The sequence below is a fragment of the Kitasatospora sp. GP82 genome, assembly GCF_029892105.1.
GTDB lineage: Bacteria > Actinomycetota > Actinomycetes > Streptomycetales > Streptomycetaceae > Kitasatospora.
Map to the genome: position 1 here is coordinate 45,469 of NZ_JARZAJ010000008.1, position 17,432 is coordinate 62,900.

Genomic DNA, 17,432 nt, shown 5'->3' on the forward strand with positions numbered 1-17,432 from the left:
CCTGTGCCATGCACAGCTCCACCGCCCGAGGGCGAGGAGTCACGCTCACCGTCCACCACGCACGGGAGATGCAGCTCCAACCGCCCATCGCCCGTCTCGCCCGCGCTGGACCATCCGGCCGGGCGGAGACAACCTGACCGCAAGCCCCTAGGAGACCTAACCGTGAAGAGCGCCGTCGAGACTCTGAACCCGACCCGGGTTCGACTCACCGTCGAGGTGCCCTTCGAGGAGCTCAAGCCCAGCCTCGACGCGGCGTACAAGAAGATCAACCAGCAGGTCACGGTCCCGGGCTTCCGTAAGGGCAAGATCCCGGCCAAGGTGATCGACCAGCGCTTCGGCCGTGCGGCCGTGCTGGAGGAGGCCGTCAACGACGCCCTGCCGCGCTTCTACACGCAGGCCGTCGACGAGGGCAAGATCGAGGTCCTCGGCCAGCCCGAGATCACCGACATCGAGGGTGTCGAGAAGATCGCCGATGGTGGCGACCTGAAGTTCACCGCCGAGGTCGACGTCCGCCCGGAGATCACCCTCCCCGACTTCTCCACCATCGAGGTGACCGTCGACCCGATCGTGGTCGAGGACGCCGATGTCGAGAAGTCCCTGGAGCAGCTGCGTGAGCGCTTCTCCTCGGTCAAGGACGTCGAGCGCGCCGCCGCCGAGGGCGACGTCGTCGTCGTCGACCTGGAGGCCAAGGTCGACGGTGAGGTGCCGGAGGACGGCACCGCCACCGGTGTGAGCTACGAGATCGGCTCCGGCCGCCTGCTGGACGGCATCGACGAGGCCGTCGTCGGCCTGTCCGCCGGTGAGACCAAGACCTTCACCACCGAGCTCAAGGGCGGCACCCAGGCCGGCAAGAGCTCCGAGGTCACCGTCACCGTGACCGCGGTCCAGGAGAAGGAGCTCCCCGAGCTGGACGACGAGTTCGCCCAGCTGGCGAGCGAGTTCGACACCCTGGAGGAGCTGAAGGAGGACTCCCGCAAGCGCCTCGAGCGCATGCGCGAGTTCGACCAGGCCACCCAGGCTCAGGAGCGCGTCCTGGACGAGCTGCTGAAGCTGGTCGAGATGGAGTACCCGGAGAAGCTTCTCAAGGACGAGATCGAGACCCGTCGCCACAACCTCGAGCACCACCAGCTGGAGCCCATGGGCCTGACCCTGGAGACCTACCTGGAGACCCAGGGCAAGACCCTGGAGGAGTTCCAGGCGGAGACCGAGGAGCAGGCGAAGAAGGGCATCAAGACCCAGTTCGTCCTCGACGAGATCGTCGCCAAGGAGGAGCTCGGCGTCAACCAGGAAGAGCTCACCGAGCACCTGATCCGCCGTGCCGCCGGTTCGGGCCTGACCCCGGACCAGTTCGCCCAGCAGGTCGTCCAGGGTGGCCAGGTGCCGCTGCTGGTCGGCGAGGTCGCCCGCGGCAAGGCGCTGGCCGCCGTGGTCGAGGCCGCCAAGGTCACGGACACCAACGGTGAGGTCGTCTCCTTCGACGAGGACGAGGACGAGACCGAGGAGTCGGCCGCGGCCGCCGCCGAGACGACCGAGGCCTGAGTCCTCAGTAGTCCTCAGTAGTTTCCGACCGTGAGCCCGGGTACCGAACTGGTACCCGGGCTCACGGTTTCCCCCGCTGACCCTGCGCTCACAGCGAACAGTTCTGCGTGGGGGATTCTGAGGCCCGGCCTGCGCGTTAGGGTCCTTAGACAGCGACACTGCGGTCTTGCTTCGCGGGCGGGGCGCAGTGATTTTCCAGAGCTGTGCGACAAGCGACGGCTGCTCGGCGGCCGTCCAATTCGACTGAGCAGGTGGCTAAGTGACGTTCCCGCAGATGCAGATGCCTGGCCTGATGGCGCCGCACGCCGCCGCTGGTGACGTGCTCGGCGGCCTGGGGGACCAGGTCTACAACCGGCTGCTCAACGAGCGCATCATCTTCCTCGGCCAGCAGGTCGACGACGACATCGCCAACAAGATCACCGCCCAGCTGCTGCTCCTGGCCGCTGACCCGGACAAGGACATCTTCCTCTACATCAACTCTCCGGGTGGCTCGATCTCGGCCGGCATGGCGATCTACGACACCATGCAGTACATCAAGAACGACGTGGTCACCATTGCGATGGGCATGGCGGCCTCGATGGGCCAGTTCCTGCTGACCGCCGGCGCCCCGGGCAAGCGCTTCTCGCTGCCGAACGCCAACATCCTGATGCACCAGCCCTCCGCGGGCCTCGGTGGTTCGGCCACCGACATCCGGATCCAGGCGGAGCAGCTGCTGCGCACCAAGAAGCGGATGTCCGAGCTGATCGCCCAGCACAGCGGCCAGACCTTCGAGCAGATCACCGCGGACTCCGACCGCGACCGCTGGTTCACGCCGGAGGAGGCCAAGGCGTACGGCCTGATCGACGAGATCATGCACAGCGCCGCGGATGTCCCCGGCGGCGGCGGCACCGGCGCCTGAGCGCCCGCCAGCACCCCACCACACCCGTCGGTACGCATCCGGAGGCCGGAACACCCATGAACACCCCCCAGACGCCCCGCGCCGAGTTCTACGGAGCCCGCGCTGAGGGCCGGTACATCGTCCCGCGCTTCGTCGAGCGCACCTCGCAGGGCATCCGCGAGTACGACCCGTACGCCAAGCTGTTCGAGGAGCGCATCATCTTCCTCGGCTCGCAGGTGGACGACGTCTCGGCGAACGACATCATGGCCCAGCTGCTGTGCCTGGAGTCGATGGACCCGGACCGCGAGATCCAGATGTACATCAACTCGCCCGGCGGCTCCTTCACGGCGCTGACGGCCATCTACGACACGATGCAGTACGTCAAGCCGGACATCACCACGGTCTGCATGGGCCAGGCGGCCTCCGCCGCCGCGGTGCTGCTGGCCGCCGGTACGCCCGGCAAGCGGATGGCGCTGCCGAACGCGCGGATCCTGATCCACCAGCCGTACACCGAGACCGGCCGCGGCCAGGTGTCCGACCTGGAGATCCAGGCCAAGGAGATCTTCCGGATGCGCGAGCAGCTGGAGGAGATGCTCTCCAAGCACTCCAACAAGCCGGTCGAGCAGGTCCGCGACGACATCGAGCGAGACAAGATCCTGACGGCCGAGGAGGCCCTGGAGTACGGGCTGATCGACCAGATCATCTCGACCCGCAAGACCTCGCTGACCGACTGACCTCGGCGGCCCCGGGCGGGGCGTACATGACTCACGTGATGTACGCCCCGCCTTCGTTCTGTTCCGGACGGGCCCCTGGCCCGGCACAATCTAGTGCGGGCCTCATGCCCGCCAGACGGCATCTGTTCGGTATCAATTCGCCCACGGCGTAGGGCAGAGCTGCCGAAGTCGGCGGATTCACCGGCTCAGCAGAGTACCGTCGGATAGCGAGACCGACCGCCGACGGCGCAGCCGGTCCACAGCACCAGGCCCCGGACCCTCGCGGGGCCCCTGGCGAAGGGGAAGCACCTCGTGGCACGCATCGGAGACGGTGGCGACCTGCTCAAGTGCTCGTTCTGCGGCAAGTCGCAGAAGCAGGTGAAGAAGCTGATCGCCGGGCCAGGCGTGTACATCTGCGACGAGTGCATCGACCTGTGCAACGAGATCATCGAGGAGGAGCTCGCGGAGAGCTCCGAGGTGCGCTTCGAGGAGCTCCCGAAGCCGCGGGAGATCTACGAGTTCCTCGACCAGTACGTGGTCGGCCAGGACTTGGCGAAGAAGGCACTGTCCGTCGCGGTCTACAACCACTACAAGCGGGTGCAGGCCGGCGAGGCGGGCCGCAGCGGCGGGAACGGCCGCGAGGACGCGATCGAGCTGGCCAAGTCCAACATCCTGCTGCTCGGCCCGACCGGCTCCGGCAAGACGCTGCTCGCGCAGACCCTGGCCCGGATGCTCAACGTGCCGTTCGCGATCGCCGACGCCACCGCGCTCACCGAGGCGGGTTACGTCGGTGAGGACGTCGAGAACATCCTGCTGAAGCTGATCCAGGCGGCCGACTACGACGTCAAGAAGGCCGAGACGGGGATCATCTACATCGACGAGATCGACAAGGTCGCGCGAAAGAGCGAGAACCCGTCGATCACCCGCGACGTCTCCGGCGAGGGTGTGCAGCAGGCGCTGCTGAAGATCCTGGAGGGTACGACGGCCTCGGTGCCCCCGCAGGGCGGCCGTAAGCACCCGCACCAGGAGTTCATCCAGATCGACACCACCAACGTGCTGTTCATCGTGGGCGGTGCCTTCGCCGGTCTGGAGCGGATCATCGAGGGCCGGGCGGGCGCCAAGGGCATCGGCTTCGGCGCCAACATCCGCTCCAAGCGGGAGCTGGACGCCAGCGACCACTTCCGCCAGGTGATGCCGGAGGACTTGGTGAAGTTCGGGATGATCCCCGAGTTCATCGGTCGTCTGCCCGTGATCACCAGCGTGCACAACCTGGACCGCGAGGCCCTGCTGCAGATCCTCACCGAGCCGAAGAACGCGCTGGTCAAGCAGTACCGCAAGCTCTTCGAGCTGGACGGCGTGGAGCTGGAGTTCACCCGGGACGCGCTGGAGGCCATCGCGGACCAGGCGATCCTGCGCGGCACCGGTGCCCGAGGGCTTCGGGCCATCATGGAGGAGGTGCTGATGTCCGTGATGTACGAGGTGCCCTCGCGTCAGGACGTCGCCCGCGTGGTGGTCACCGGGGACGTGGTCTCCAAGCACGCCATCCCGACCCTGGTCCCGCGCGACATGATCAAGCGTGAGCGCCGCGAGAAGAGCGCCTGAGGCGCAACCGGGCAAACCCGGGTGCAACAGTGCTCAACAGCGAAGGGGCCCCGCCGAGTTGATCGGCGGGGCCCCTTCGCGTCTGCGGCTGTGCGGTGGTTACTTCTTGACCTCGGAGAGCTGGCGCAACTCGCGGGCGTCGGCGGCGAGCTGGTCCAGGTTCACCGAGCTGGCATTGGCCTCGATCTCCAGCACCATGACCACGGTGCTGCCGTCGGCCCAGGCGCAGAAGCCGAACTTGGTGCCGCTGGTGTCGGACTGGGCGCAGTCCAGCTTGCCGCCCAGCGGTCCCGGGTCGAAGCTGCGGCGGTCGTTGATCGGGGCGTCGCTGCCGGCCGCCCCCCTGAACGCGGCGTCCACCTGCTTGTCGGGGAACAGCACATTGCCCCAGCCACCGGCCACGATCAGGGCCTTGGTGCGGTCCCCGTTGTGGTAGATCGTGCTCACGGGAGTGGGCGTCCAGGCGTTGGAGCCCTTGGAGAAGTCCGCGGCCAGCTCGGTACCCAGCTGCTTGGCGGTCGGGTCGTTGTCGTCCCGCTTCAGCCCGTGGAAGTCCTCGGGCAGAACAAGCTTGTAGTTACCGGTCTTTGACGCCACGTCGGCGATGAAGTACACCAGCGTGCCACCGCCGATCAGCAGTACGGCGGCCAGCGAGCCCAGCACGATCCACAGCGTCCTGCGGGACTTCGGCGGCTGCGGCGCACCGAACTGGGGTGCCCCGTAGGCCGGAGCGCCGTACTGGGGTGCTCCGTACTGCGGCGCTCCGTACTGAGGCTGCGGCGCACCCTGAGGCTGGGGCGCGCCGAACTGCGGCGGTTGGCCGTACCCGCCGGGCTGCTGCTGCTGCGGTGCACCGTACGGAGGCGGCGGGGGCGGGGCGCCGAAGGGCTGGGCCGGCGGCGGGGGCGCGCCGAAAGGGTTCTGCTCGGACACGGTTGCCTTCGAGTCGGTGAGATGGGCTGTGGAGCGGGCCGGGCTACTTCGAGACGACCGAGGCGTCACGGACGGCGCGGGTCTCCTCGGCCGCCTGGGACGGTGCGAGCGGCCGGGTCGCGCCGGTCAGCGACATATGGGTGAAGGTGACCGAGCCGAGGGTCGAGTGGTTGGCCCAGACGCAGACCGGGATGTCGATGCCGCTGCTGGTGGCGACACCGCAGGAGAGCTTGCCGCCCGCGTCCTTGCTGTCCTTGGCGTCCACGGCGGCCAGCGGTGTCTTCCAGGTCAGCTTGCCGTTGGAGGTCATCTCGGTGCTGGTCTCGGCGATGACCGACGCCGGGTCGGGGATCGTCCCGTACGAGCCACCGACGCTGATCATGTCGGTGCTGTCCGCGCCCTTGCTGTACATGGCGAACAGGGCGCCGTCGACCTTGGTGAAGCCGTGGCCCGTCTTGGAGGGGTCGCCGGGAGCGTCCTTGGCCGACTTCTGGATGTAGCCGCCGGGCAGGCTGGCCGGGGCCGAGAGCTTGTACTGGCCCGCCGTGGAGCCGCCGCCACCGCCACCGCCCCCGAGGCCGCCGCCGCCGCTCTTGCCGCCCATCAGCGCGTAGGCGCCGAGACCGCCGCCGGCCAGCACCAGCACACCGACCACCACACCGACGATCACCCCGGTGTTGCTCTTCTGCGGCGGCGTGGGCTGCTGCTGGTAACCGAACTGGGGCTGCGCCTGCCCGTACTGCGGCTGCTGCGGCGCGCCGTACGGCTGCGCGGCGGGCGGCTGCTGCGGGTAGCCGTACTGCGGCGGCTGCTGCGGCGCGCCGTACTGGGGCGGTGCCGGCGGCTGGCCGTACTGCGGCGGCTGCTGCGGCTGACCCTGCGGATACTGCTGACCCTGGCCGTACATCGGCTTCGATCTCCCCCGCCGCGTCCGCGGCCTGTCTCTGTGTACATATCGTCAGCACTCGTACGAATGGGTGCACGAGTATCGGGGCACGGTACCGTACCGGACTGTCGGCCCGTCCGGGTGGCCTACTCGAATCGCGTTAGTAAGGCGCGCCCCGGCGTACGTAAACTGTGCGTCGTGACCGACACGACGAACCAGCGCCCCGACGCCTCCTACCCCGGGGACAACGCAGCCACCCTCCCGACGACCTACACTCCGGCCGAGGTAGAGGGCGAGCTGTACGAGCGCTGGGTGGACCGCGGTTACTTCACCGCCGACGCCAAGAGCGACAAGCCCGCGTACACCATCGTCATCCCGCCGCCGAACGTCACCGGTGCCCTGCACCTGGGCCACGCCTTCCAGCACACGCTGATGGACGCGCTCACCCGCCGTAAGCGCATGCAGGGCTACGAGACGCTCTGGCTGCCCGGTATGGACCACGCCGGTATCGCCACCCAGAACAAGGTGGAGCAGCAGCTCGCCGAGTCCAACCTCTCCCGTCACGACCTGGGCCGGGAGGCCTTCGTCGAGAAGGTCTGGGAGTGGAAGGAGCAGTACGGCGGCAGGATCCTCGGCCAGATGCGCCGGCTCGGCGACGGCGTCGACTGGTCGCGTGAGCGCTTCACCATGGACGAGGGCCTCTCGCAGGCCGTCCAGACCATCTTCAAGAAGCTCTTCGACGACGGCCTGATCTACCGCGCCGAGCGCATCATCAACTGGTGCCCGCGCTGCCTCACCGCGCTCTCCGACATCGAGGTCGAGCACGAGGACAGCCCCGGCGAGCTGGTCTCCATCCGCTACGGCGAGGGCGAGGACTCCATCGTCGTCGCCACCACCCGCGCCGAGACGATGCTGGGCGACACCGCGATCGCCGTCCACCCGGACGACGAGCGCTATGCACACCTGGTCGGGCGCACCGTCAAGCTGCCGCTCACCGACCGGGAGATCCCGGTCGTGGCCGACACCCACGTGGACCCGGAGTTCGGCACCGGCGCCGTCAAGGTGACCCCGGCGCACGACCCCAACGACTTCGCCATCGGCCAGCGCCACGGCCTGCCGTCCATGACGGTCATGGACGAGCACGGCGTGATCACCGTCCACGGCCCGTTCCTCGGCCTGGACCGCCTGGAGGCGCGCTCGGCCGTCGTCGGTGCCCTGCGCGAGCAGGGGCGCATCGTCGCCGAGAAGCGCCCCTACATGCACGCCGTCGGCCACTGCTCGCGCTGCCACACCGTCGTCGAGCCGCGCCTGTCGCTCCAGTGGTGGGTCAAGGTCGAGCCGCTGGCCCTGGAAGCCGGCAACGCCGTCCGCGACGGCCGGGTGCAGATCCACCCGAAGGAGCTGGAGGGCCGCTACTTCGCCTGGGTCGACAACATGCACGACTGGTGCATCTCGCGCCAGCTCTGGTGGGGCCACCGGATCCCGGTCTGGTACGGCCCCGAGGGCCAGGTCGTCTGTGTCGGCCCGAACGAGGAGCCGCCCGCCGGCGAGGGCTGGCACCAGGACCCGGACGTCCTGGACACCTGGTTCTCCAGCGGCCTGTGGCCGTTCTCCACCCTCGGCTGGCCGGAGCAGACCCCGGACCTGGAGAAGTTCTACGCCACCGACGTCCTGCTCACCGGCCACGACATCATCTTCTTCTGGGTCGCCCGGATGATGATGTTCGGCCTGTACGCGATGGACGGCCAGGCGCCGTTCCACACCATCGCGCTGACCGGCCTGGTCCGCGACCAGTTCGGCAAGAAGATGTCCAAGTCCTCCGGCACCGCCGTCGACCCGCTCGACTGGATGGACGCCTACGGCGCGGACGCCGTCCGCTTCACCCTGGCCCGTGGCGCCAACCCCGGCGCGGACGTGCCGATCGGTGAGGACTGGGTCCAGGGCTCGCGCAACTTCTGCAACAAGATCTGGAACGCCACCCGGTTCGCCCTGATGAACGGAGCGACGGTCTCCGGCGAGCTCCCCGCAGCCGAGGACCTCAACGCCGCCGACCGCTGGATCCTGTCCCGGCTGAACGCGACGGTCGCCGAGGCCGACGCGCTCTACGAGGACTACCAGTTCGCCAAGCTGGCCGACCTGCTGTTCCACTTCGCCTGGGACGAGGTCTTCGACTGGTACGTCGAGCTCTCCAAGACCACGCTGGCCAAGGGCGGCGCGCAGGCCGACGCCTCCCGCCGCGTCCTCGGCGAGGTCCTGGACGTCACCCTGCGACTGCTCCACCCGATCGTCCCGTTCGTCACCGACACCCTGTGGACCACGCTCACCGGCGCCGAGTCGCTGGTGGTCACCGAGTGGCCCAAGGACAGTGGCTTCCGTGACGCCGCGGCCGAGTCGGAGATCGCCATTCTCCAGCAGGTGGTCACCGAGGTCCGCCGGTTCCGCTCGGACCAGGGTCTGAAGCCCGGCCAGCGAGTCCCGGCCCAGCTGGAGCTGACCGGTACCGTGCTCGTCCCGCACGAGGACGCGATCCGCTCGCTGCTGCGCCTGACCGAGCCGGAGGCCGGCTTCCACGCCACCGCCTCGCTGCCGGTGGCCGGTGCCACCGTCGCACTCGACCTCTCCGGCACCATTGATGTCGCGGCCGAGCGCAAGCGCCTGGCCAAGGACCTTGCGGCGGCCGAGAAGGAGAAGGCGCAGACCTCCGGCAAGCTCGGCAACGAGGCCTTCCTGGCCAAGGCCCCGGACGACGTGGTCGCCAAGATCCGCACCCGCCAGGCCGCGGCCGAGGCCGACATCGTCCGGATCACCGCCCAGCTGGCGGCGCTGCCGCAGGGCTGATCCCCGACCCGGCACTCCCCGAGGGCCGTACCACCCGCTCACCGAGCGGGCCGGTACGGCCCTCGACTGCTTGTGGGCAAAGGGAGTTGAAGAAATAGCAGGGTGGCCGGCGATGTCGGGGACTTAAAGCCCCGAACACTGCGGACATTTGGTCCGGGGGCGCCATTCGGAGTCGCTGCGACAGTTCCTGATAGCCCGTTCGGCCGAATTCCATCACGTACCCCCTGCCGAAGGCAGATGTGCACGAAGAGATGGAAACGGCAGAAGGACGGGCCAATGGGAGCCCACCGGCGGCATGGCGGTCGACATCGGCGGCGGCACCACCGGTGTGGCCGGGGTCTCGCTCGGCAGCATCGTCACCAGAGGGCCGATCCCGGTCGCGATCACTCGCCGGAGCAGGGCCGGTCCACCGGCGGTGGTGCGCTGCGTCGCGGTCGGTACCGGTATGTGCGTCGGGGAAATCGAGTCGCTGCGGCGGGTGTTCGCGGTCAGCACCTGAACTGCTGAAGCGAATTGGCGGCGATACCCGGGATACTGTGCCCATTCCCGGGTATTGCCACCGGTCAAAGTCCCGTTGTCGTCCGCGCCTGTTGTACGCGCGGGTCACTGAATTTTGCAGTTTCACTGTGTACGGTGAGCAGAAGTTCGGCAGCGGGTGTTGCGACTGACGGGAGGGCATGGCGTGGCGGTGACCAAGGAGTTGGCCGACGAGCTGCCTGTGGAGGAGGTCGAGGCGGCCAAAGCCCGTGTGGCGACTCTGCTGCTCGCCTTCCGGCACGGCAATCAGCTGGCTTTCGACCACGAACTGGACTGCCTGCTGGAGGAACGGGCCGAGCGTGAGGTGACCACCCTGCTGGCGTGGATCGCCGCCGAGGCGGTGCGCAAGGCGTACGCGCCCGAGGTGGGCGACCGGGTGCTGCGGGCGCTGGCCAGGCGGGCGCCGACGGACACCGGGGCGGTCGCGGTGGACGAGGAGGGGGCGGACGCGGCCCGGCTCATCGAGGCGGTCGGGGCCGGCGATGTCGCAGCGGTGCGGGCGGTGGTGGCCTCCACGGCCGACACCACCTACCTGCTGGGCGGCCTGTTGCAGGCGGTGGCGATGATGCTGCCGCTGCTGCCGGAGGGGGAGGCCGAGGAGGTGGCGGCCGAGTTGCGGCTGCGGCACAGCAGTCGGACGGGCAGCCGGACCCCCGGTATTCCGGAGGCCCGGCAGTACTGACGGCTCAACAGGCCTGTTCGGGGTCACGCCCGCTCGAAAATCACGGCATGGCGTGCAGATGGCTGCCGATGGTCCCGGCGATGCCACCGCCGTTCTTGGCGTCCCAGTTGGTGGACCAGGTCATCGCGCCACCGATCCCCGGCCAGGTCTGGCCGGGCCTGAAGGAGCCGCAGCCGGTGCCGGAGGCAAGGCAGTCCAGTGCCGCGTCGACCACGCTCGGGCTGACGTAGCCGCTGCCGGCCGCGCTGGTGGAGGCGGGAACGCCGAGGCCGACCTGGCTCGGGGCGAGTCCGCCCTTCAGCTGGATGCAGGCGAGGGCGGTGAGGAAGTCCTCGGTGCCCTGCGAGTAGACGTTGCCGTCGCAGCCGTTCATCGAACCCGAGTTGTAGTACTGCATATTGACGATGGTGAGGATGTCCTTCACATTCAGCGCCAGCTTGAAGTACTCCATGCCGGTGGACTGCATGTCGATGGTCTGCGGTGCCATGGTGAGGACGAAGCCGCTGCCCACCTTGCCGGCCAGCGAGTGCAGGGCCTGGCCCAGGTAGGCGGCGTTGACTCCGTTCTCCAGGTCGATGTCCACGCCGTCGAACCCGTAGCTCTGGATCAGGGCGTAGGCGCTGTTGGCGAAGTTTGCGGCGGAGGTGGCGTCGGCGACCGAGATGGTGCCGTTCTGGCCGCCGATGGAGAGCACCACCCGCTTGCCGGCCTGGTGCTTGGCGGCGATGTCGGCCTTGAACTGGGCGTCGGTGTAGCCGCCGAGCTTGCTCGCCAGTGCGCTGTCCAGGGTGAAGCTGATCGCGCCGGGCGTGGTGGTGGCGTCGGCGAAGGAGACCGCGATGATGTCGTACGCGGCCGGGACGTCGCTGATCCGCTGCACCGTGGCGCCGTTGTCGAAGTTCTGCCAGTAGCCGGTGAGGATGTGCTTGGGCAGTCCGGTGCTGGGCGGCGTCACCGTGGGGGACGGGGACGGGGACGGGGACGGGGACTGCGTGGGGGATCCGGTGGGGGACTGGCTCGGCGGCGGGGTGCCGGGGCCGGTCAGCGAGACGTCGTCGGCGAGGTAGGGGCCCTGGTCGTACCAGCCGTGCAGGTACACCGTGACCGTGGTGGTCGAGGGGCCGGTGGTGAAGGTGGTGGTCAGCTGGTTCCAACTGGTGCCGCTGGACCAGGTGCTGGGGTCGGCGCCGCCCGTCCCGGTGGCGCCGAGGTAGACGTACGGGCCCTGTACCCAGGCGCTCAGCGTGTACGTCGAGGACGGGGTGACGGTGACACTCTGGCTGCACTGGGCGTTGTCACTGCCGCTGGGCGTGGCCTGGAGGGCGGAGCTGCCCGAGCGGGCCTGAGTACCGGTCACCTGGCCGGAGGAGGCCGTGCAGGACCAGCCGGTGAGACCGTTCTCGAAGCCGCCGTTGGCAATCAGGTCGACATCGGCGGCTTGGGCGCCGGGGGTGGCCAGCAACAGCCCGACCAGGACGAGGGCGGCCGCCACCAGAACGGCCAGGGCACTGACGGTACGACGGGGTCTTGCGCGCATGCCATCTCCAGTGGGGGATGTCGATGGGTGCGGTGCAGGGTCAAGTCCCGTGTTCTGAACGGGACTTGATTCACAAGGTGGAGTAGACCATTCCCGCTGTCAAGGCCTCGCGCCCCTGAGTGGCTCACCCCTTGCCCTGAGGTTCAGGCGGCCGGCGCGGCCGATGTCGGCAGGATGGTGGTCAGGTGGGCGATGCGGGTCGAGGCGAGGCCGTCGCCGTAGGGGCTGGGGTCCGGGCGAGGCGGGCCAGGCGACTCCGGGTGTCCGCGAGCCACTCCTCGGCGAGGGTGCCGGGCTCGGGGCCCGGCGCGACCAGCGCGGCGAACCCGGCGTCGATCGCCTCGTGGGCGACGAAGAAGTTGCGCACCAAGCGCTCCTGACGGCTTTGATTCGAGGGCATCTATGTGCATAGATGGCATGATTCGATGGTAAATGACCGTATTTATCCTGTCTTTGCAAAGTGGCGACTCTCGCTTGGCCTGCCCCGGGCGGCGTTCGGTGCGGGCTCGGACCTGCCTGCGCACATCGGCCGACGCGCCCTCCGTAGACTGAGGACGTGAGCGACAAGGCCGAGCAGAACCCGTACACGATCCGCCCCACCACCAACGACCCCGCCGATCCGGCGACCGGACTGCGCGAGGTGGAGGCCGAGCTGGCCAAGCGCTGGCCGGAGAACAAGCTGGAGCCCTCGCTCGACCGGATCGAGGCGCTGATGGACATCCTCGGCCAGCCCCAGCGCTCCTACCCCTCGATCCACATCACCGGCACCAACGGCAAGACCTCGACGGCCCGGATGATCGAGCAGCTGCTGAACGGCTTCGAGCTGCGCACCGGCCGCTACACCAGCCCGCACGTGGAGTCCGTCACCGAGCGGATCAGCCTGGACGGCGTCCCGATCTCGGTGGAGAAGTTCGTCGAGACCTACCGCGACATCGAGCCGTACCTGCAGATGGTCGATGCCCAGCAGTCGGTCGCGATGTCCTTCTTCGAGGTGCTGACCGGCATGGCGTACGCGGCCTTCGCCGACGCCCCGGTGGACGTGGCCGTCGTCGAGGTCGGCATGGGCGGCTCCTGGGACGCCACCAACGTGATCGACGCCGCCGTGTCGGTGATCACCCCGATCAGCCTCGACCACACCGACAAGCTGGGCGAGACGCCGGGCGAGATCGCGGTCGAGAAGTCCGGGATCATCAAGCAGGGCGCGCTCGCCGTGGTCGCCCAGCAGCCGCTGGACGCCGCCCAGACGATCCTCAAGCGGGCCGTCGAGGTGGACGCCACCGTGGCCCGCGAGGGCATGGAGTTCGGCGTGATCCACCGTGAGGTCGCGGTCGGCGGGCAGATGGTGACGCTGCGGGGGCTCGGTGGCTTCGAGTACGAGGAGATCTTCCTCCCGCTGCACGGCGCCCACCAGGCGCACAACGCGGCCCTCGCGCTGGCGGCCGTGGAGGCGTTCTTCGGTGTCGGCGGCGCGCGCGGCGGGAACCTGGACGCGGACAAGGTGCGCCAGGCGTTCTCCGGTGTCCGCTCGCCGGGCCGACTCGAGGTCGTCCGCCGCAGCCCCACCGTGATCCTGGACGCCGCGCACAACCCGCACGGCGCCGAGGCCACCGTCGCCGCGATCGGCGAGTCCTTCGGCTTCAGCAAGCTGGTCGGCGTGATCGCCACCAGCGGCGACAAGGACGTCGCCGGGCTGCTGGAGGTCTTCGAGCCGGTCCTGGCCGAGGTGGTCGTCACCCAGAACTCCACCCACCGCGCGATGCCGGTGGACGAACTGGCCGCGCTGGCCGTGGAGATCTTCGGCGAGGACCGGGTTCAGGTGGAGCCGCGCCTGGACGACGCCATCGACGCGGCCGTCACCCTCGCCGAGGAGGAGGACCTCGGCGGTGTCGGCGTCCTGGTCACCGGCTCGGTCATCACGGTGGGCGAGGCCCGCCTGCTGCTCGGGAGGAAGTAGTCATGCGGACCCTGTGCTCCTCGACGCTGATCGGCGAGGCCTTGCTGCTGCTCTTCGCCGCGTTGGTGGCCATGCAGCTCAGCCACGTCTCCGCCGCGACCATCTGGACGGTCAGCGGCATCGCGATGCTGCTGTGCGTCCTGCTCTGCGGCGCGATCACCCGCCCCGGCGCGGTCGCCGTCGGCTGGGCGCTCCAGCTCGGCCTGATCGCCAGCGGCTTCGTCCTGCCGACCATGTTCGGCCTGGGCGCGGTCTTCGCGGGCCTGTGGTGGTGCTCGGTGCACTACGGCCGCAAGATCGACGAGATCAAGGCCGCCCGCGCGGCTGCCACTGCCTGACCTGCGGTGAGCAGCCCCGCGCGCACGGGCGGGCTGCTCACCCAAGGTAATCTCTGGGCAAGGCCGCATACACCATGCCCTACCGAATCCCCTGGAGCCGCACCGTGTCCCAGCGCACTCTCGTCCTGCTCAAGCCCGACGCCGTCAAGCGCGGCCTGGCCGGCGAGATCATCAGCCGTATCGAGCGCAAGGCCGGTTGGCAGCTTTCCGCTGTCGAGCTGCGCACTTTCGACCGGGCGACGCTGGAGCAGCACTACGCGGAGCACGTCGGCCGCCCGTTCTACGAGCCGCTGCTGGAGTTCATGACCTCGGGCCCGTCGATCGCGCTGATCGTCGAGGGCGAGAACGTCATCCCGGGCATCCGCGCGCTGGCCGGTGCGACCGACCCGCTGCAGGCCGGCCCCGGCACCATCCGCGGCGACTTCGCGACCATCACCCGCGAGAACCTGATCCACGCCTCGGACTCCCCGGAGTCCGCCGAGCGCGAGATCAAGATCTTCTTCCCGGCCCACGCCTGAGACTCGATTCGCCGCAGTGCGATCCGCCCTGGTCGGGCCGGTTGTCGACCGATCTGGCCCGACCAGGTGAATCTCAGCTTTTGATCCTCAAATAACGGAACTCCGGACCTCGACACGGCGTCCCAATCCAGGAAGAAGCCATCGAGTCCCCGGAGAATGGGCGGCATACCTTGCTCGCCGCTCGTGCTGACCGGCGTGGCTACGATGGACACAACTCATGGGCCCGGTACGGCTGCTCAGCTGATCTCCGCCCTGCAGTGGGCGAGCGTGACCGGCCCACTCCCCGCCATCTGATTCCGAGTTCGGGAAGGCACTCCACACCCCATGGCCAACAATCTGTCGTTCATCGGCCGTGACATGGCGATCGACCTTGGTACTGCCAACACGCTGGTGTACGTCAGGGGCAAGGGGATCGTTCTCAACGAGCCGTCGGTCGTGGCGGTCAACACCAACACCGGTGGGATCCTGGCGGTGGGCTCCGAGGCCAAGCGGATGATCGGCCGGACCCCCGGCAACATCGTCGCCATCCGCCCGCTGAAGGACGGCGTGATCGCCGACTTCGAGATCACCGAGCGGATGCTCCGCTACTTCATCCTCAAGATCCACCGGCGCCGCTACCTGGCCCGGCCCCGGGTCGTGGTCTGCGTGCCCTCCGGTATCACCGGGGTCGAGCGCCGTGCCGTGATCGAGGCCAGCTCGCAGGCGGGCGCGCGCCAGGTGCACATCATCGAGGAGCCGATGGCGGCGGCGATCGGCGCCGGACTGCCGGTCCACGAGCCCACCGGCAACATGGTGGTGGACATCGGCGGCGGCACCACCGAGGTCGCCGTGATCTCGCTCGGCGGCATCGTCACCGCGCAGTCCATCCGAGTGGCGGGTGACGAACTGGACAACGCGATCGTTCAGCACATCAAGAAGGAGTACTCGCTGCTCCTGGGCGAGCGCAGTGCCGAGCAGATCAAGATGAGCATCGGCTCCGCCTTCGCCCTGGAGGGAGAGAAGGATGAGCATGCCGAGATCCGCGGCCGGGACCTGGTCAGCGGCCTGCCGAAGACGGTGGTCATCTCGGCCGCCGAGGTCCGCGAGGCCATCGACGAGCCGGTGAACTCCATCATCGACGCCGTCAAGACCACCCTCGACCAGTGCCCGCCCGAGCTGGCCGGCGATGTGATGGACCGTGGGATCGTGCTCACCGGCGGCGGCGCCCTGCTGCGCGGTCTCGACGAGCGGCTGCGCCGGGAGACCGGCATGCCGATCCACATCGCGGAGAACCCGCTGGACTCCGTGGCCCTCGGCTCCGGTAAGTGCGTCGAGGAGTTCGAGGCGCTCCAGCAGGTGCTCGACGCCCAGCCGCGTCGCTGACACACCTATTTCTGACAGTCTTTCAACTGAACGGTCCTCGCCTCGTGCCCCACGGCACGAGGCGAGGTCAGGAACTGAAGGGGCAGCTCCAGCACCGTGAGGGACACCCGAGAGAGCCGGCTACTGCTCATCCTGCTGGTCGCCGTCGCCTTCGCACTGATCACCGTGGACATCAGGGGCGGTGAGAGCTCTCCGCTTGGCGGTGCCCGGCGGGTCGCCGCGAGCGTCCTCGGACCGGTCGAGCGAGCCGCCTCCGGCGCCGTCGACCCGGTGGCCGGCACGGTCAGGGCGATCCGTGACGCCGGTACCCACCAGCAGCGGCTCGACCAGATCACCCGCGAGAACACCGAACTGCGCCAGCGCCTGGCGTCCTCCGACACCGCCACAGGCCGCACCAAGCAGCTCGACGACATGCTCCGCACCGCCGGGGCGGGCGGCTACACCATCAAGGCCGCCCAGGTGATTGCGATCGGCGCCGCCCAGGGCTTCTCCTGGACCATCACCATCGACGCGGGCAGCGAGGACGGCCTCTCCCGCGACATGACGGTGATCAACGGCCAGGGCCTGGTCGGCCGGGTCACCACCGTCGGCCCGACCACCGCCACCGTGCTGCTCGCCTCCGACCCGGGCTTCACCGCCGGGACCCGGCTGGAGGGCAGCAACGAGATCGGCTTCGCCAACGGCCAGGGCAACGGCCCGATGCGCATCTCGCTGCTGAACGGCCGGGCCCAGGTCAAGGCGGGTGACCGGGTGGTGACCTTCGGATCGCAGAGCGGCCGCCCGTTCGTCCCCGGCGTGCCGGTCGGCACCGTGGTCGAGGTCGAGGCGACGCCCGGTCAGCTCACCAAGACCATCCTGGTCGAGCCGTACGTCCAGTTCACCCGGCTCGATCTGGTCGGCGTCGTGGTCGTCCCGCCGCGCGCCGACCCGCGGGACGCCGTACTGCCGCCGTCCCCGGCGCCCACCCAGCCCGCGGCCCCGGCGGCCCCGGCGGCCCCCTCGACCACCGCCGCAGCCTCCGCCGCACCCGGCGCCGCCGGAGCGAGCCCCACCCCCGGCGGGGCCGGCTCCAGCCCCGCGGGGGCGAACCCCAGTCCCACAGGGGGGAACTGACCC

The 17,432-nt window shown here is 69.1% G+C and carries 15 protein-coding genes and 1 pseudogene; 12 read left to right on the forward strand and 4 right to left on the reverse strand.

The genetic code is table 11. The features are described from left to right. The first annotated feature begins 162 nt into the window (after nt 1–162). The 4 genes from tig (at nt 163) to clpX (ending at nt 4,731) form a co-directional block, all read left to right on the forward strand. The gene (gene tig, locus P3T39_RS10390; protein ID WP_280697129.1) at nt 163–1,539 is read left to right on the forward strand and encodes a trigger factor; all 1,377 of its coding nucleotides are present in this window, start codon (nt 163–165) and stop codon (nt 1,537–1,539) included. Nucleotides 1,540–1,813: 274 nt separating this feature from the next. Next, entirely contained in the window at nt 1,814–2,437 is a 624-nt protein-coding gene (locus P3T39_RS10395) for an ATP-dependent Clp protease proteolytic subunit (protein WP_280697130.1), read from the forward strand. Between the two features lie 56 nt (nt 2,438–2,493). Further along, a complete protein-coding gene (locus tag P3T39_RS10400; RefSeq protein ID WP_280697131.1) occupies nt 2,494–3,150 on the forward strand; it encodes an ATP-dependent Clp protease proteolytic subunit in 657 nt (218 codons plus the stop codon). 291 nt (nt 3,151–3,441) lie between these two features. Continuing rightward, a complete protein-coding gene (gene clpX / locus P3T39_RS10405; RefSeq protein WP_280697133.1) occupies nt 3,442–4,731 on the forward strand; it encodes an ATP-dependent Clp protease ATP-binding subunit ClpX in 1,290 nt (429 codons plus the stop codon). A 99-nt stretch (nt 4,732–4,830) separates the two neighbouring features. Here the strand turns inward: clpX and P3T39_RS10410 are convergent, their stop codons facing one another. Together P3T39_RS10410 and P3T39_RS10415 are read right to left on the reverse strand one after the other, a co-directional pair. Next, nucleotides 4,831–5,664 (reverse strand): hypothetical protein, encoded by an 834-nt coding sequence (locus P3T39_RS10410; RefSeq protein WP_280697135.1) that lies wholly within the window; start codon nt 5,662–5,664, stop codon nt 4,831–4,833. 43 nt (nt 5,665–5,707) lie between these two features. After that, nucleotides 5,708–6,571 carry a hypothetical protein gene (locus tag P3T39_RS10415; protein ID WP_280697137.1) on the reverse strand — a complete coding sequence of 288 codons (864 nt, stop codon included), beginning with the start codon at nt 6,569–6,571 and terminating at the stop codon, nt 5,708–5,710. A gap of 177 nt (nt 6,572–6,748) precedes the next feature. On the opposite strand from P3T39_RS10415, the gene P3T39_RS10420 reads away from it, so the two are divergent. From P3T39_RS10420 to P3T39_RS10430, 3 genes and pseudogenes are all read left to right on the forward strand, one after another. Beyond that, nucleotides 6,749–9,388: a valine--tRNA ligase gene (locus P3T39_RS10420; RefSeq protein WP_280697140.1), complete on the forward strand. Its 2,640-nt coding sequence runs from the start codon at nt 6,749–6,751 to the stop codon at nt 9,386–9,388. Nucleotides 9,389–9,665: 277 nt separating this feature from the next. Beyond that, nucleotides 9,666–9,887 (forward strand): annotated as a pseudogene (locus P3T39_RS37535) (hypothetical protein); the annotation flags it as partial. 183 nt (nt 9,888–10,070) lie between these two features. Continuing rightward, the gene (locus tag P3T39_RS10430) at nt 10,071–10,607 is read left to right on the forward strand and encodes a hypothetical protein (protein WP_280697143.1); all 537 of its coding nucleotides are present in this window, start codon (nt 10,071–10,073) and stop codon (nt 10,605–10,607) included. Between the two features lie 40 nt (nt 10,608–10,647). On the opposite strand, the gene P3T39_RS10435 is transcribed toward P3T39_RS10430, so the two are convergent. Both P3T39_RS10435 and P3T39_RS10440 read right to left on the reverse strand, forming a co-directional pair. Next, on the reverse strand, nt 10,648–12,144 hold the full coding sequence (locus P3T39_RS10435; RefSeq protein ID WP_280697144.1) for a glycosyl hydrolase family 18 protein: 1,497 nt from the start codon (nt 12,142–12,144) through the stop codon (nt 10,648–10,650). Between the two features lie 181 nt (nt 12,145–12,325). Beyond that, nucleotides 12,326–12,511: a hypothetical protein gene (locus P3T39_RS10440; protein ID WP_280697145.1), complete on the reverse strand. Its 186-nt coding sequence runs from the start codon at nt 12,509–12,511 to the stop codon at nt 12,326–12,328. 222 nt (nt 12,512–12,733) lie between these two features. On the opposite strand from P3T39_RS10440, the gene P3T39_RS10445 reads away from it, so the two are divergent. From P3T39_RS10445 to mreC, 5 genes are all read left to right on the forward strand, one after another. Further along, on the forward strand, nt 12,734–14,098 hold the full coding sequence (locus P3T39_RS10445; protein WP_280697323.1) for a folylpolyglutamate synthase/dihydrofolate synthase family protein: 1,365 nt from the start codon (nt 12,734–12,736) through the stop codon (nt 14,096–14,098). A gap of 2 nt (nt 14,099–14,100) precedes the next feature. Then, complete coding sequence (locus P3T39_RS10450; protein WP_280697146.1) at nt 14,101–14,436, forward strand: DUF4233 domain-containing protein; 336 nt, start codon at nt 14,101–14,103, stop codon at nt 14,434–14,436. 104 nt (nt 14,437–14,540) lie between these two features. Continuing rightward, nucleotides 14,541–14,954 (forward strand): nucleoside-diphosphate kinase, encoded by a 414-nt coding sequence (ndk, locus tag P3T39_RS10455; protein ID WP_280697147.1) that lies wholly within the window; start codon nt 14,541–14,543, stop codon nt 14,952–14,954. A 336-nt stretch (nt 14,955–15,290) separates the two neighbouring features. Continuing rightward, the gene (locus tag P3T39_RS10460; protein WP_280697325.1) at nt 15,291–16,316 is read left to right on the forward strand and encodes a rod shape-determining protein; all 1,026 of its coding nucleotides are present in this window, start codon (nt 15,291–15,293) and stop codon (nt 16,314–16,316) included. A gap of 96 nt (nt 16,317–16,412) precedes the next feature. After that, entirely contained in the window at nt 16,413–17,429 is a 1,017-nt protein-coding gene (gene mreC / locus P3T39_RS10465) for a rod shape-determining protein MreC (protein WP_280697148.1), read from the forward strand. Nucleotides 17,430–17,432 lie beyond the last annotated feature (3 nt).

Coding starts and splice junctions, on each gene's coding strand:
- P3T39_RS10395 (WP_280697130.1), top strand. CDS start 1,814: ATGCAGATGCCTGGCCTGATGGCGCCGCACGCCGCCGCTGGTGACGTG.
- P3T39_RS10400 (WP_280697131.1), top strand. CDS start 2,494: ATGAACACCCCCCAGACGCCCCGCGCCGAGTTCTACGGAGCCCGCGCT.
- P3T39_RS10415 (WP_280697137.1), bottom strand. CDS start 6,571: ATGTACGGCCAGGGTCAGCAGTATCCGCAGGGTCAGCCGCAGCAGCCG.
- P3T39_RS10435 (WP_280697144.1), bottom strand. CDS start 12,144: ATGCGCGCAAGACCCCGTCGTACCGTCAGTGCCCTGGCCGTTCTGGTG.
- P3T39_RS10450 (WP_280697146.1), top strand. CDS start 14,101: ATGCGGACCCTGTGCTCCTCGACGCTGATCGGCGAGGCCTTGCTGCTG.